The organism is Rhodoferax sp. (assembly GCF_013297935.1).
GTDB lineage: Bacteria > Pseudomonadota > Gammaproteobacteria > Burkholderiales > Burkholderiaceae_C > Allorhodoferax.
In genome coordinates this window covers 67625-82610 of the sequence record NZ_JAAFIX010000010.1, presented here as the reverse complement: position 1 = coordinate 82610, position 14986 = coordinate 67625, and the positions used below count along the sequence as shown (strand labels likewise).

Below are 14986 nucleotides of genomic sequence, written 5' to 3'. Positions count from 1 at the left end.
AAGGGCCGCACAGGGCGGCCCTTTCAGCTACCGGGTCACCATTACTTGGCGCCGGGAACCTTGCCTTCCACGCCCTTGACGTAGAAGTTCACGCCGGAGAGGAACTTGTCGTCAGCGGTTTCGCCGTCTTTCAAGACTTCCTTGCCTGCGCTGTCTTTCAGAGGACCTTTCCAGATGGAGAAGGTGCCGTCTTTCAGACCGGCCTTGATTTCTTCAACCTTGGCCTTGGTTTCAGCAGGCACGTCTTCAGCAATAGACACGATGTCGATCGCGCCATCTTTCACGCCCAGCCAGGAACCGGTGCCGCCCTTCCAAGAGCCGTCCAACGCGGCCTTGGTCGCGGAGATGTAGTAAGGACCCCAGTTGATCACGGCAGATGCCAAGTGGGCCTTGGGGCCGTAGGCAGTCATGTCAGAGTCCCAACCGAAGGCGCGCTTGCCCTTGGCTTCTGCGGTCTTCAAGACAGCAGGAGAGTCGGTGTTTTGGAACAAGACGTCAGCACCGCCGTTGATCAGCGATGTTGCGGCTTCAGTTTCTTTCGGTGGATCAAACCAGCCGTTCACCCAGACCACTTTGGTCTTGATTTTGGGGTTGATGCTCTGTGCACCCAAGGTGAAGCTGTTGATGTTGCGGATCACTTCAGGAATTGGGATCGAAGCCACCACACCCAGGGTGTTGGACTTGGTCATCTTGCCGGCAATCACACCCGCCATGTACGCGCCTTCGTAGGTGCGGCTGTCGTAAGTGCGCATGTTCTCGGCTTGTTTGTAGCCGGTGGCGTGCTCGAACTTCACGTCCTTGAACTCAGGAGCCACCTTGAGCATGGGCTCCATGTAACCGAAGGTGGTGCCGAAGATCAGCTTGTTGCCGCTGCTGGCCATTTCGCGGATAACGCGCTCCGCGTCAGCGGACTCAGGCACGTTTTCGACGAAAGAGGTCACGATTTTGTCGCCGAACTCGGCTTCCAGGGCTTTGCGGCCGTTGTCGTGCGCAAAAGTCCAGCCGCCGTCGCCCACAGGGCCGACGTAGGCGAACGCAATCTTCAATGGCTCTGGCTTGGGCGCAGGTGCCGAAGCAGCCGGTGCCGGTGCGGGCGCAGGAGCCGGCTCTTCCTTCTTGCCGCAGCCAACCAAGGCAGCGCCGGCCACGGCCGTCAGGGCCGCTACCTTCAGCAAGGAGCGTTTGTGCAAATCTGTCATGTCACTTCCTTATAAAAAAACGAGGGATGAAAAACGAAACTTTCGCGCATCAGGAGCCCGGATAAAACGGCTTGCCGATAGAAGCAGGCATGTTAATCCGTATCCAGCGCGGGTTGCGCGAAATCAGGGCCAAGACCACGATGGTCGCAAGATACGGCAACATGGTCAAGAACTGGCTGGGCACTTCGACGCCGGCACCCTGCAAGTGAAACTGCAACATGGTCACGCCGCCGAACAAATAGGCACCAAGCAACACCCGTGCCGGGCGCCACGTGGCAAAGGTGGTCAGCGCCAGCGCAATCCAGCCCTTGCCGGCCACCATGCCCTCCACCCACAGCGGGGTGTAGATAACGGAAATATAGGCACCGGCCAAACCACACAAGGCCCCACCGGACACCACCGCCCCCAGCCGGATGGCGCGTACCGGATAACCCAGCGCATGGGCGGACTCGGGGCTCTCGCCCACGCTTCGCAAAATCAAACCGGCCCGGGTGCGGTACAAAACCCAGATCAAAGCCAGCGCAAACAGCACCGTCAGGTACACCATAGGGTGGTGCTTAAAGAAGGCCGGACCGATGAAGGGGATGTCCGAGAGGCCGGGAATCGCAAAACTGGGGCGCTCGGGCATTTTCTCTTGCACGTAGGAGATTCCGGCGAAAGCCGAAAACCCTGCACCAAACAGGCTGAGCGCCAGGCCCGTGGCGTATTGGTTGGTGTTGAGCCAGATCACCAGCACGCCAAAGATGGCAGCCATGACAGCCCCCGCCGTAATACCGGCCATGAAACCGGCCACATCGCTCCCGGTGTGCACCACGGCGGCGAAACCCGCAATGGCGGCGCAGAGCATCATGCCCTCGGCACCGAGGTTCACGATACCGGCCTTTTCATTGATCAGCAGCCCCAGCGAGGCAATGGCCAGCACGGTACCGGCGTTCAGGGTGGCTGCAATCAGCAGTGCGTAGGCATCCATTATTTTTTACCTCCTGCGGCGGAGACCCATTTGAGGCGGTAATTCACCAAAGTGTCGCAGGCCAACAAGCTGAACAACAGCAAGCCCTGGAACACGCCGGTGAGCGATTTGGGGAGCCCCAAACGGGACTGGGCCAACTCGCCGCCGATATAAAACATGCTCATCAGCAGCGCCGAGAACACCATGCCCACGGGATGCAAGCGCCCCACATAGGCCACGATGATGGCCGCAAAGCCGTAGCCTGCCGGCACATAGGGCGTGAGTTGTCCGATCGGGCCGGCTACCTCCAGCGCACCGGCCAAACCGGCCATGCCACCGGATACCAACAAAGCCGTCCACAGCGCTTTGCGGGATGAAAACCCGGCGTAACGCGCAGCTGCCGGTGCCAGCCCGCCCACCTGCTGGGCAAAGCCGGCACGGGTACGGAACAGAAAGATCCAGACACCGGCCACACCGATCAGGGCCAACACCACCCCGATACTCATGCGTGAACCCTCAAACAAGCGCGGAATACGGGTGGCAGCCTCAAAGGTCTTGGTTTGCGGAAAGTTGTAGCCCAAGGGGTCTTTCCAGGGGCCATACACCAGGTAACCCAGAACCTGTACCGCCACGTACACCAGCATCAGACTCACCAGAATTTCATTGGCGTTGAATTTGTCGCGCAAGAAGGCTGTCAGCCCCGCCCAGACCATGCCGCCCGCGATGCCGGCCAGCACCACCGGCACGACGATCCAGCCACCGGTGGTCTTCCCGGCCAACAAGGCCACGCCGCTCGCTGCAATCGCGCCAATGATGTACTGGCCTTCGGCACCGATATTCCACACATTGGAGCGAAAGCACACCGCCAAGCCCAAAGCGATCACCAGCAGCGGCGTGGCCTTGACCACTAGCTCGCCCAGCGCATAACCGCTTTTGATGGGTTCCCAGAAGAACACCAGCAGGCCGCGCACCGGGTCTTTGCCCAGGGCCGCAAACAAGATGACGCCAATGATGACGGTGACCACCAGCGCCAGCAGGGGGGAGCCGTAACTCCAGGCTTTGGAAGGCTGAGGCCGCGCCTCCAGTTTCAGTCCGGACTTAGCCATGGGCCACCTCCACCGTGGCCATTACCTTTGCCGTTGCGCCCGAGTTGTCCCACAGTCCGCTCATCCATTCCCCGATCTTTTCCACCGTGGCTTCCGCCACCGGTACCGAGGGAGACAACTTGCCATGTGCAATCACATGCAGTCGGTCGCTCACCTCAAACAATTCATCCAATTCCTCGCTCACCACCAGCACCGCGCAGCCGGCATCGCGCAGCGCCAGAACTTCACCGCGAATCTGCGCGGCCGCCCCCACATCCACCCCCCAGGTGGGCTGGGACACGATGAAGAGCTTGGGCGCCGCATCGATCTCGCGGCCCACAATGAACTTCTGCAAATTGCCGCCGGAGAGCGAGCGCGCCGCTGCCGTGGGCCCGTTGGCCTTGACGTTGAAAGACTTGATGATGCGCGCCGCATGGTCTTCGAGCTGGCGCACCCGGATCCAGCCGCCAGCGAACTTGGGCGCCGTGATGGATTCGGTGCGGGTCAGCAACATGTTTTGGGCCAGGCTCAGCGTCGGCACCGCGCCGCGGCCCAAACGTTCTTCGGGCACAAAGTGCAGGCCCAGCTTGCGCCTGCCGCCGGGGTGCAGGGCGGACACGTCCGCTTTGCCCATGGTGACGCTGCCCTTGGGTGTGCGCACATCTTCACCCGACAAGGCGTAGAGCAACTCTTTCTGGCCATTGCCGGATACACCCGCAATGCCCACCACCTCGCCCGCATGCACCGTGAGCGAAATGCCATTCAGGTCGACGCCGAACTGGTCCTCGCGGGCCAAACTCAGGTTTTTGACCGTGAGCACCGGTGAGCCCGCCTGCTGGGGGCGGTGCTCCAACTGAGGTGGCTCTGCGCCGATCATCAAGCGGGACAGAGAAGCGTTGGATTCTTCGGCCGGGTTGCACACCCCGGTGACTTTGCCACCGCGCAGCACGGTGCAGGCATTGCACAGCTCACGAATCTCGTGCAGCTTGTGGCTGATGTACAAAATGCTGCAGCCCTGTGCGGCCAGCTTCTTGAGCACCACAAACAGCTTTTCCACCGCCTGCGGCGTGAGCACCGAGGTCGGCTCGTCCAAAATCAGGAGCTGCGGGTTGGTCAGCAAAGCGCGGATGATTTCGACCCGCTGCATCTCGCCCACGCTCAGCGTGTGTACCGGGCGGCCGGGGTCGATGTCCAGGCCGTACTCGGCTGCTTTGGCGGTGATGCTGGCGGTGACCTGCTCTAGGCTTTGCGCCTTGTCCAGACCCAGCCACACGTTTTCCGCCACGGTGATGGTGTCAAACAGGTTGAAGTGCTGGAACACCATGCTGATGCCCAAGGCCCGCGCCTCTTTGGGGTTGCGGATGTTGGCGGGCTTGCCGTTGAACAGCACCTGGCCCGCGTCGGGTTTGATGGAGCCATAAATGATCTTCATCAAGGTGGATTTGCCGGCGCCGTTTTCGCCCAGCACCGCATGGGTCTGGCCGGGCAGCACCGTGAGCGAGACATCGCTATTGGCGATGACACCCGGGTAGGCCTTGGTGATGCCGGTGAGTTGCAGCCGGGGCACGGCATTCGAAGGGGTTTGGGGTTCCATACGGACAGTTGTGTTTGTATTTATTCTTTACGGAGCTCAGCGGCCACCGACTTGATGCGCTCGCGCAACCACTTATTGGACGCACTGGTGTGCGTGCGGGCATGCCAAAGCTGGTAGTACATCATGCGGGGGAACTCCACAGGGCAAGGCAATATAGTGACTGGCAGCGTGTCGACAAAGCGTTCGCAGTATTGGCGTCCGGTGGTCAGCACCAGCAAGGTTGATGCCACCATGCCGGGTATGAGGCCGAAATGCGGGCATCGCGCCACGATATGGCGCTGCAGACCGAGGCCCGTCAAATGCTCATCAATCACGCCCTTGGCGCCCGGGTGGGTGGCTCCGGGGGCAATGTGCTCAGCCTCCAGCCACTGCGTCTGGTCCCAGCCCCTGCGCACCGCCGGATGCTTGTTGGACACCAGGCACACCACCTCGTCGCCAAACAGGCGACCCAGGTGCAAATCATCCGGTGGCTGCGGCCAGTTGCCGATCACTACATCAATATCGCCCTGCGCCAGCAAGGTGCGGTAGTCGGCGGCACCCGTGAGCGGGTGGATCTCAATTTCTGCAAACGGGGCCTTCTCTTTAATCTGGGCCACCAGGCGGGGTAGGAATAAAGGGTCCAGGTAGTCACTCGCCGCCAGCCGGAAGGTGTTGCGGGCGGCATCGGGCTCGAAACCGCGCGCATCGGAGAACAGCATTTCGGCGGCACGCAAAATGCTGGCACTGGGCTCCAGCATGCGCAGCGCCGTCTCGGTGGGCACCATGCCGGAGCCGGAGCGCACCAACAAAGGGTCGCCGGCAAAGTCACGCAAACGTTTGAGCGACGCGCTGACCGCCGGCTGGTGCATGCCCAGACGGATGGCGGCTTTGGATACGCTGCGCTCAGTTAACACGGTATGAAGGACCCTGATCAAATGAAGGTCTATCTTGTCGAAAAGGGATTGGTCTCTCATACACAGCGTTCAATTGGACCCATATGCTAATGCGTATGGAAACGGAACAACAGCCGGATTACCCTCCCGCACGAGGAAACACCCATGACCACCACTCCACTGAAGTTTGTACGCCGCGGCGAAATCGTCACGCTGCACGACGTTCCCCCCACCCGCACCCTGCTGGAAGTGCTGCGCGACGACCTGCACTGCACCGGCACCAAAGAGGGCTGTAACGAAGGGGACTGCGGGGCCTGCACCGTGGTCGTGGGCGAATCGGTCGACGGCGAACTGCACACCAAGGCCGTGAACAGCTGCATCAAGATGGCCCACAGCCTGAACGGCCGGGCCTTGTGGACGGTAGAAGACATTGCCGCTGACGACGGGCGCTTGCACCCCGCCCAGGAAGCCATGGTGCAGTGCCACGGCTCGCAATGCGGCTTTTGCACCCCCGGCTTTGTGATGAGCTTGTTTGACCTGTACCGCCACCATGCCCATGCCGGCCAACCCATCACCCGGGACGACGCGCTGCACGCCCTGAGCGGCAACTTGTGCCGCTGCACCGGTTACCGCCCGATTCTGGACGCCGCCCAGACCATGCTCGGCCAGCCCGCCCTGCCCTCTGACGAGGCGCAAACGCTATCAAAATTAGAGCTACTCGCGCAACAAATACGAGGGCTAGAGGCCGATTCTGCTTATATTTTGCCCCGCAGCCTACCCGAACTGCTGGCAGCGCGGGCGCAGCACCCTAAGGCGCAAATCGTCGCGGGCTGCACCGATGTGGGCCTGTGGGTCACCAAGATGCACAAAGACTTTCCCCGCGTGCTCGATGTGACTCAAGTCGCCGAGCTGCGGCGCGTGGAGCAGTACCCGCACCACATGGCCATCGGCGCCGCCGTCACCCTGACCGACGCGTTTGCTGCCCTGGTGGCGGACCGGCCGCAGTTGGCCACTTTTGCCAGCCGCTTTGCCGGACTGCCGGTGCGCAATGCAGGCACTCTGGGCGGTAACGTGGCCAACGGCTCGCCGATTGGCGACTCCATGCCCCTGCTGATTGCGCTGGGTACCAGCGTGGTGCTGATGGCCTGGCGCGGCAAAGGCAGCAAGGCTAAAGCCGTGCATCGCGAACTGCCCCTGGAAGACCTCTACACCGGCTACCGCCAGAACGTCATGGCGCGCGACGAAGTGCTGGCCTGGATCAAGGTGCCCAAGGCCCTGCCCCATGAGCGGTCACGTGTCTACAAAATTTCCAAGCGCTTTGAAGATGACATTTCCGCCGTCTGTCTCGCGCTGAACCTGCATATTGAGAGCGGCATCGTCACCCACGCCAGCATCGGGGTGGGCGGTGTGGCCGCCACACCGGTACGGGCCGTTAAAACCCAGGCGGCCTTGCTGGGCCAAGTGTGGAGCGCCGCCACGGTGAAAACCGCCCAAGCCACATTGCGAGGCGAGTTCAGCCCGATTTCCGACATGCGCGCCAGCAGCGCCTACCGTACCGAAGTGCTCGGCAACCTGTTGCAGCGCTACTGGCTGGAGAGCCAGGGCCTCACGGCCATTAATCTGGAAAGCTTTGTGCTCCAAGGAGAAACCGCATGAGCACCCCATCCACCCTGCCCTCTTTGGCGCCCACCCTCTCGCCCACGGTGTTGGAAGCCGCGCCCCAAGCCCGCGGCCCGGCCGCAGGCGTCAACCAGTTCCATGAAAGCGCCGTAGCCCAAGTGGCCGGTGCGGTGCACTACATCGACGACCTGCCCGAGGTGCGCGGCACGTTGTATGCCGCGCCCATTCTCTCCACCCACGCGCACGGCAAGCTGCTGGGCGTGGACAGCACAGCCGCCCGCGCCATGCCCGGCGTGGTGGATGTGGTGCTGGCCGACGACATTCCCGGCGACCCCATGCTGGCCGCCTTTGCGGGGGACGAGCCGGTGTTTGCCCTGGACACGGTGCAGTTCGTCGGCCAGGTGGTGGGCGTGGTGCTTGCCAAAACGGTGATGCAGGCGCGGCACGCCGCCCGCAAAGTGCAACTGCACATCGAGCCCTTGCCGGCCATCCTGTCGGTGCACGAGTCCATCCGGCAAAAGAGCTTTGTGCTGCCACCGGTCAATGTGCGGCGCGGTGATGCGGATGCGGCCCTGAAAAGCGCACCCCATACCCTGCACGGCACTTTAGAGGTGGGCGGGCAGGAGCACTTTTATCTGGAAGGCCAGATTGCCTATGTGCTGCCGCAAGAGCAAAACCAGTGGCTGGTTTACAGCAGCACCCAGCACCCCGGCGAAGTGCAGCACTGGGTGAGCCACGCGCTGGGTATCGACAACCACTCGGTGAAGGTGGAGTGCCGGCGCATGGGCGGCGGCTTCGGCGGCAAGGAAACGCAAGCCGGCCATCTGGCTGTGTGGGCGACCATTGCAGCGGCCAAGAACCGCTGCGCCGTAAAGCTGCGGCTGGACCGGGACGACGACTTCATGGTCACCGGCAAGCGCCACCCCTTTGCGTATGAATACAGCGCGGGCTTTGACGATACCGGCCGCCTGACCGCCCTGAAACTGCAAATGGCCGTGAACTGCGGCTTCAGCGCCGACCTGTCCGGCCCGGTGGCGGACCGCGCCATCTTCCATACCGACAACGCCTACTACCTGCAGGATGTGGACATCATTTCCTACCGCTGCAAAACCAACACCCAGAGCCACACCGCCTTCCGTGGCTTCGGCGGCCCGCAGGGCGTGGTGCTGATTGAAGCGGTGATGGGCGACATCGCCCGGGCCCTGCAGATGGACCCGCTGGATGTGCGCATGCGCAACCTGTACAGCGACGAGACTATTCCCGGCACTGCGAATCGCCGCGACACCACCCACTACCAGATGACGGTAGAGGACAACATCCTCCAACCCCTGCTATCAAAATTAGAGCTGTCTGCGCAATACCGGCGACGGGTAGAGGCCATTTCGGCATGGAACCAGACCAGCCCGGTGCTCAAGCGCGGCATCGCCATCACGCCGGTCAAGTTCGGCATCAGCTTCACGGCCACGCTGTTCAACCAAGCCGGTGCGCTGGTGCATGTGTACACCGACGGAAGCGTGCAGGTGAACCATGGTGGCGCCGAGATGGGCCAGGGCCTGAACACCAAGGTCGCCCAGATCGTGGCGGACGAATTGGGTGTGCCGTTTAGCCGGGTGCTCAGCACCGCCAGCGACACCAGCAAGGTGCCCAATGCATCGGCCACCGCCGCCAGCGCGGGCACCGACCTCAACGGCCGCGCCGCCCAGTTTGCCGCCCGCAATGTGCGCGACAACTTGGCCGCCTTTGTGGCGGGGCTCGATGGCTGTGGCGCAGGCGCAGTGCGCTTCAAGCATGGCGAAGTGTTCTCGCCCAGCACCACCCGCAGCTTCGACGACGTGGTGAAAATGGCCTATGCCAACCGCATCCAGCTCTGGAGCGACGGCTTTTACCGCACGCCCAAAATCCATTACGACAAGACGACGCTGACGGGCCGGCCCTTCTACTACTTCGCTTATGGTGCAGCGTGCACCGAAGTGGTGATCGACACCCTGACCGGCGAGAGCCGTGTACTCAAAGTAGACATCCTCCACGACGTGGGCCGCAGCATCAACCCCGCTATCGACGTGGGGCAAATTGAAGGCGCCTTTGTGCAGGGCATGGGCTGGCTCACCACCGAGCAACTGGTTTGGAACGACAAGGGTTACCTCAGCACCCACGCGCCCAGCACCTACAAAATCCCCACCGCGGCGGATGTGCCCGAGCACTTCAAGGTGGACCTCTGGCACGAGCCCAATGTGGAGGACAACGTGTTCGGCAGCAAAGCCGTGGGCGAGCCGCCCTTCATGCTCGGCATCAGCGTGTTCGAAGCCCTACGCGATGCGGTGGCTCAGGCCAAGGGCGCGGGCGCCACCGTGCAGCTCACGGCACCGGCTACGGCAGAAAATGTGCTGCGCGCTCTCGAAGACTGAAGTTTCATTTTGAAGCACGGGCCCTACCCACCCAAGTGCAGGGGAATGATCCCATCGCGAATATTGGGATTCTGGCTATGATCATGCGAACACCGAGACACCAAGAGGCTTTCGCATGCAACCAGCGCAGATACCAGTCAATGAGCAGCAGCGTCTTGAATCGCTGCGCCAATTGGGTATCTTGGATACCCAAGCGGAGGAGCAGTTTGACTGCTTGACCCGTGCTGCCGCGCAAGTCTGCGGCATGCCCATATCCCTCATGAGCTTGGTGGATTCTGACCGGCAATGGTTTAAGTCCAACTACGGTCTGGGCACCGCAACCCAGACGCCGCGCGATGCTGCGTTCTGTGCCCACACCATTTTGGGGGACGGCATTTTTGAGGTGCAAGACACGCTGGCAGACCTGCGGTTTGCAGACAATCCCCTGGTAGTCGGCGACCCGAACATTCGCTTTTATGCGGGGGCGCCATTGACGCTCAGCAATGGCGCACGTATGGGAACCTTGTGCGTCATTGGGCGTGAACCGGGCGGGCTGAGTCCCATGCAACGTGAGGTGTTAGGCAATTTGGCGCGTGCAGCAGTACTGGCCCTAGAGTCCCGCCAGGTCGCATTAGATCGAGGGCTGAGCGAAGCAAGGTTTCGTGCGCTCAGTGAAGCGTCACCTTTGGGTATCTATGCCACCGATGCGAGTGGGGCCTGTGTGTATACCAATGCCAGATGGCAAGCCATTTATGGTCTAACTGAGGCACAAAGCCTTGGCACCGGCTGGACCGCCAGCATTCACCCCGAAGACAAACAAGCTGTTTTTGCCCAATGGCAAGCGGGTGCTGAGTCAGGCCAAACCTTCGCCATGGAGTTTCGCTTGCACCAGCCCGGCGCTTCTTTGCGTATGGTGCACAGCACCGCCCAACAGACCGTGGATGCGCAAGGTGTGTGCACCGGGTACGTGGGTACTGTGGAAGACATCACCGAGAAATCTGCGGCCAAGCACGTCAACGAGTCTTTGCTTTCGATTATTTTGAAGCACAGTATCGTGTCTTTTACGGATCTTGACGGGGCAATCACCGAGGTCAACGATGCGTTCGTGGCTATCAGTGGCTACAGCCGGGAAGAACTGATCGGCAAGAACCACAGCATCATCAATTCCGGCACCCAACCTTCTGCTTTTTTTGGAGCCATGTGGCGCGCCTTAAAGCTCGGTGAGTCTTGGCGGGGCGAAATATGCAATCGCGCAAAAAACGGCGAGCTGTATTGGGTTGACAGCACCATCGCGCCACTGCGGGGTGCGGACGGCGCCATTGAACGTTATGTTTCTATCCGCGTTGACATCACAGCGCGCAAGCGCCAGAGCGAAGAGCTTCGCAAAAGCCAGGAGTTTTTGAACCAAACCGGGCGCTTGGCCGGCGTGGGCGGCTGGGAGGTGGATATTCTTGCCGGCACCGTGGTTTGGTCCGACGAGACTTGCCGAATTCACGAGGTGGAAACCGGGTATCAGCCTGTTTTGAGCGAAGCCATTAATTTCTATGCGCCAGATGCGCGCCCGGTCATTGAAAAAGCGGTGCAGGTGGCCATGTCTTCGGGAAAAGGCTGGGACCTTGAGCTACCACTCATTACTGCAACCGGCAAACGCCTTTGGGCACGTGCCGTGGGGCATGTGGAGTTTGCGAATAACGCGCCCCGACGCATCGTGGGTGCCTTTCAGGACATTACCGCAACTTACCTGCAACGGCAGAAGCTAAGCGAAATCCGCAATCGGCTCCAACTCGCCACACAAGCGGGTGGCATTGGTGTTTGGGACTACAACCTGGTTGACGGATCTTTGATCTGGAGTGAAGAGATGTACCAGTTGTACGGCCTACCGCCTACCGACGCAACTGGCGCCTATGAACTGTGGGCCAAACACCTGCACCCGGACGACAAACCGAGAGCCGAGGCCGCTATGCAGGATGCCATTGATGGCTTGAGCGACTTTCAGCCGGAGTTTCGCGTGGTCTGGAGCGACGGAAGCGTTCATTTCATTCGATCGGCAGCCAAGGTTGAGCGTGATGCCTCAGGCCAGGCCGTGCGTATGGTAGGTGTCAATTGGGATGTCACCGAGCAGCGCCACGCAGAAGCAGCGCTGGCACAACAAAATGAGTTGCTGCGGGTGACCATGCAGTCCATTGGCGACTCGGTCATCACCACCGACTCAGTAGGCTGCGTCACCTGGTTGAACCCGGTGGCAGAGCGCATGACCGGCTGGTCTAGCGCTGAAGCCATCGGCCGTCCGCTCGCCCAAGTGTTTCACATCGTCAACGAGCAGACCCGCTTGCCCACTGAGAACCCGGTGGATACGTGTCTTAAGCAAGGCAAGATCGTGGGCTTGGCAAACCACACCTTGCTGATTTCTCGGCATGGCGCAGAGTTCGGCATCGAAGATTCAGCAGCGCCCATCCGGTCGGAGACCGGAGAAGTGCTGGGCGTTGTATTGGTGTTCCATGACGTGACTGAGCAGCGTCGCATGTCGGGTGAAATGACATTTCGCGCGACCCATGATGAGCTTACGGGCTTATTCAACCGCGCTGAGTTTGAGGTGCGCCTTCGCCGACTTCTGCAGCTATCCCACGAAGACGGAAGCCAGCACGCATTGATGTTCATCGACTTGGACCAGTTCAAGCTGGTCAATGACGCCTGTGGTCATTCGGCGGGCGACCAACTGCTGCAACAGGTCAGCAAACTGCTGGGTGAGTCGGTACGCTCGCGTGACACCCTTGCGCGGCTAGGGGGCGATGAGTTCGGCATACTGTTGGACCATTGCACCAGCGAGCAGGCACTGCGCGTGGCGCAACAGATTTGCGACCGCATGGAGGAGTTCCGGTTTTTGCACGATGGACGGCGCTTCCGTATCGGAACCAGTATCGGCCTGGTCGCTGTGACCAATGCGTTGGCCACCGTTGCGGCCGTGATGCAAGCAGCAGACACCTCGTGTTATGCCGCCAAAGAGGCTGGCCGAAACCGTGTGCACACCTGGTTTGACACGGACCAAGCCTTGCGCGAGCGGCACGGTGAAATGCAGTGGACCACGCGTATCGAACACGCATTGGATGAAGACAGGTTTGTCCTGTATGCCCAGCGCATTACACCTTTGGCCGATAGTGACCACGGCACGCACGCAGAGGTGTTGCTGCGCATGGTCGACCAAGATGGCAGCATCATTAGCCCGGCAGCCTTCATTCCTGCGGCGGAGCGGTTTAATTTGATTTCACGCATTGACCGATGGGTGCTACGCAATGCGACAGCTTGGCTGGAGCAATATGCAGACCAAGCCAATGTACAAACCCTGAGTGTCAATTTTTCGGGCCAATCTGTCGGTGACAGGGCTTTCCATCGGCAAGTGATTGAAAAGTTGAGTGCCCTTGCACCCGGCATTTGCCAGCGCTTGTGTTTTGAAATTACAGAAACCGCAGCGGTTACCAATATGGCAGATGCCGCTTTGTTCATTGAACAAGTGCGGGCGTTGGGGGTGCGTATCTCGTTGGATGACTTCGGTGCGGGTGCATCGTCGTTCGGCTACCTCAAAACACTGAAAGTGGACTATCTCAAGATTGATGGCCAGTTCATTAAGGACCTGGTGGACGACCCTTTGGATGATGCGGCTGTTAGGTGCTTTGTGGATGTGGCACACGTAGTGGGCGTAAAGACTGTTGCCGAGTACGTGGACCGCGACGCTGTGTTGCAACGTGTGCAAGCTTTAGGGATTGACTTTGCGCAAGGGTTTTATTTGCACAAGCCGGAACCGATCGAGCACTTGGCATCTAAGTCCATTTCTAGCCTTTCTTGACTATTCCACGGAGCAATAAAACATGCTCCCCATTGAGAGTCATGGCATCAGCTCTGCAGTAGGGCAACAACTATGGGCTCGTGGCCAAAGCCTGCTGCGCAGGCTTCTCGGCGGCATGCTCAGCCAACGGCTGGCCTGCGAGATAGCGGACACCTTCCGTGCCATTGCTGCAGTCGCCCAGGCCAAGGGCCCGGGAGCCACGGTGCAGCTCACGGCACCGGCTACGGCTGAAAACGTGTTGAAAGCGCTCAAGAACTGAGCGCGAAAGCTTTGGGCCTGCTCTTCACCCGCCAAAGCGGGCCCAGACTAACCACGCTTCACGCGGCAAATGAGCGACCAGGAATGCCGGCCAGCGGACTCCGCCCTCGCCCAATGCCCGGGCTCCGCCCCACATGGCGATGCCCATGCCACTCGGCAATAGCCAGAGTTGCCATCCCTCACTGCCCGGGGCCGACCATGCCACGGCGACCAGGAAGATCACGGTGGCGACGGGCCAGATACTCAGGGTTAAGAGAAAAATCCACAGCTTGAGCAGTTTGTGCATAAAAGCATCGGTAGGTGAGACTGCTGCAATGTAGCAACTATGCGCAGCCGCACCCGTGCAAAAATGCTGCGACATGTAAGCGACGCCTACACCCCGGCCAAGGACCGCAAACCGCCGGGATCCACGAGATTCACCGTGCGGCCCGAGCCATTGATCAGCTTGCGCTCCCGCAGGTGGCGAAACACCCGGGAGAGCGTTTCCGGCGCAATGCCCAGTTGCGCGGCAATCAGGCGTTTGCGCTGCTGCAGCTGCACCGCGCACTCCCCCTTGTCGGTGGATTCCGCATGTTGCAACAACCACTCAGCACAGCGCGCTTCGGCCCCTTTGGCCAAACGACTCACGGCCAACTCGGTCTGTTCCCGGTGGGCGTGGGCAACACCTTGCAGCACCGCGCCGCAAAGCTGCCGGTTAGCCACTAGGCCGGCCTGAAACTCTGCGAGAGGGAGTTTGCGCACCGACACGGGGGTCAAGGCCACCACGTCCATGACTGCCGGCAAGGACAGTACCGCCGCCGTCGGATTCAGCCAACACGGTCCGTCCATTTGTCCCAGCTGGTGCTCCAGGAGTTCATCGCGGTTGCCGATGTCTCCGGTGATGCCGCTGAGCACCGAGCCACTCTCCAGAAACCACGCATTGGTGGTCTCATCGCCACGGCGCATGAGCAGGCTGCCCGCCGCGAAGCGCTCCGGGTTGGCGGTCGCAGGAAATGGAACAACAGAGTGGGAGGGGATGGACATGATGGCTTGATAGTGCCCGCCCGCAACGCCGTTCACTTTGAGACAGATCAAGAGAAGTGACTGCCCGGTGCGCAAAATAAATCGCCACAACGTGAAAAAAACCCGGTTTTTGAAGGGCCGGCGACAAAAAGCCAGATGTAACGACACGTAAGATTGCGCGC

The 14986-nt window shown here is 60.7% G+C and carries 11 protein-coding genes; 4 read left to right on the top strand and 7 right to left on the bottom strand.

What is annotated here, in order from left to right; translation table 11 throughout:
• Positions 1-41: 41 nt before the first annotated feature.
• From QZW03_RS13875 to QZW03_RS13855, 5 genes are read right to left on the bottom strand one after another with little or no spacing between them, the layout of a single operon-like run.
• Positions 42-1199: a BMP family ABC transporter substrate-binding protein gene (locus QZW03_RS13875; protein WP_296510601.1), complete on the bottom strand. Its 1158-nt coding sequence runs from the start codon at positions 1197-1199 to the stop codon at positions 42-44.
• Between the two features lie 49 nt (positions 1200-1248).
• Positions 1249-2169, bottom strand: coding sequence for an ABC transporter permease (locus QZW03_RS13870; protein ID WP_296510600.1), 921 nt, complete (start codon positions 2167-2169; stop codon positions 1249-1251).
• On the bottom strand, positions 2169-3254 hold the full coding sequence (locus QZW03_RS13865) for an ABC transporter permease (RefSeq protein WP_296510599.1): 1086 nt from the start codon (positions 3252-3254) through the stop codon (positions 2169-2171). Before QZW03_RS13865 ends, QZW03_RS13870 begins: the two co-directional genes overlap by 1 nt.
• Complete coding sequence (locus tag QZW03_RS13860; RefSeq protein WP_296510598.1) at positions 3247-4827, bottom strand: ABC transporter ATP-binding protein; 1581 nt, start codon at positions 4825-4827, stop codon at positions 3247-3249. The genes QZW03_RS13865 and QZW03_RS13860 overlap by 8 nt, the downstream gene beginning before the upstream one ends.
• 20 nt (positions 4828-4847) lie before the next feature.
• Positions 4848-5780 (bottom strand): LysR family transcriptional regulator, encoded by a 933-nt coding sequence (locus QZW03_RS13855; protein WP_296510597.1) that lies wholly within the window; start codon positions 5778-5780, stop codon positions 4848-4850.
• Positions 5781-5864: 84 nt separating this feature from the next.
• On the opposite strand from QZW03_RS13855, the gene xdhA reads away from it, so the two are divergent.
• The 4 genes from xdhA to QZW03_RS13835 all read left to right on the top strand — a co-directional run bounded on the left by xdhA (position 5865) and on the right by QZW03_RS13835 (position 13803).
• Complete coding sequence (gene xdhA / locus QZW03_RS13850) at positions 5865-7355, top strand: xanthine dehydrogenase small subunit (protein WP_296510596.1); 1491 nt, start codon at positions 5865-5867, stop codon at positions 7353-7355.
• The gene (gene xdhB, locus QZW03_RS13845) at positions 7352-9724 is read left to right on the top strand and encodes a xanthine dehydrogenase molybdopterin binding subunit (protein ID WP_296510595.1); all 2373 of its coding nucleotides are present in this window, start codon (positions 7352-7354) and stop codon (positions 9722-9724) included. Before xdhA ends, xdhB begins: the two co-directional genes overlap by 4 nt.
• A 115-nt stretch (positions 9725-9839) precedes the next feature.
• Positions 9840-13544, top strand: a complete 3705-nt coding sequence (locus QZW03_RS13840) for an EAL domain-containing protein (RefSeq protein WP_296510594.1) — start codon at positions 9840-9842, stop codon at positions 13542-13544.
• 22 nt (positions 13545-13566) lie between these two features.
• Complete coding sequence (locus QZW03_RS13835) at positions 13567-13803, top strand: hypothetical protein (protein ID WP_296510593.1); 237 nt, start codon at positions 13567-13569, stop codon at positions 13801-13803.
• A 24-nt stretch (positions 13804-13827) separates the two neighbouring features.
• Here the strand turns inward: QZW03_RS13835 and QZW03_RS13830 are convergent, their stop codons facing one another.
• Positions 13828-14088 carry a hypothetical protein gene (locus QZW03_RS13830; protein WP_296510592.1) on the bottom strand — a complete coding sequence of 87 codons (261 nt, stop codon included), beginning with the start codon at positions 14086-14088 and terminating at the stop codon, positions 13828-13830.
• Between the two features lie 86 nt (positions 14089-14174).
• Complete coding sequence (locus tag QZW03_RS13825) at positions 14175-14825, bottom strand: Crp/Fnr family transcriptional regulator (protein ID WP_296510591.1); 651 nt, start codon at positions 14823-14825, stop codon at positions 14175-14177.
• Positions 14826-14986: the final 161 nt, after the last annotated feature.

Bases quoted from the DNA above. Each gene is read 5' to 3' on its own strand.
- QZW03_RS13865 (WP_296510599.1), bottom strand. From the start codon at position 3,254: ATGGCTAAGTCCGGACTGAAACTGGAGGCGCGGCCTCAGCCTTCCAAA.
- xdhA (WP_296510596.1), top strand. From the start codon at position 5,865: ATGACCACCACTCCACTGAAGTTTGTACGCCGCGGCGAAATCGTCACG.
- QZW03_RS13875 (WP_296510601.1), bottom strand. From the start codon at position 1,199: ATGACAGATTTGCACAAACGCTCCTTGCTGAAGGTAGCGGCCCTGACG.
- QZW03_RS13855 (WP_296510597.1), bottom strand. From the start codon at position 5,780: ATGAGAGACCAATCCCTTTTCGACAAGATAGACCTTCATTTGATCAGG.
- QZW03_RS13835 (WP_296510593.1), top strand. From the start codon at position 13,567: ATGCTCCCCATTGAGAGTCATGGCATCAGCTCTGCAGTAGGGCAACAA.
- QZW03_RS13830 (WP_296510592.1), bottom strand. From the start codon at position 14,088: ATGCACAAACTGCTCAAGCTGTGGATTTTTCTCTTAACCCTGAGTATC.
- QZW03_RS13860 (WP_296510598.1), bottom strand. From the start codon at position 4,827: ATGGAACCCCAAACCCCTTCGAATGCCGTGCCCCGGCTGCAACTCACC.
- QZW03_RS13870 (WP_296510600.1), bottom strand. From the start codon at position 2,169: ATGGATGCCTACGCACTGCTGATTGCAGCCACCCTGAACGCCGGTACC.
- xdhB (WP_296510595.1), top strand. From the start codon at position 7,352: ATGAGCACCCCATCCACCCTGCCCTCTTTGGCGCCCACCCTCTCGCCC.
- QZW03_RS13840 (WP_296510594.1), top strand. From the start codon at position 9,840: ATGCAACCAGCGCAGATACCAGTCAATGAGCAGCAGCGTCTTGAATCG.
- QZW03_RS13825 (WP_296510591.1), bottom strand. From the start codon at position 14,825: ATGTCCATCCCCTCCCACTCTGTTGTTCCATTTCCTGCGACCGCCAAC.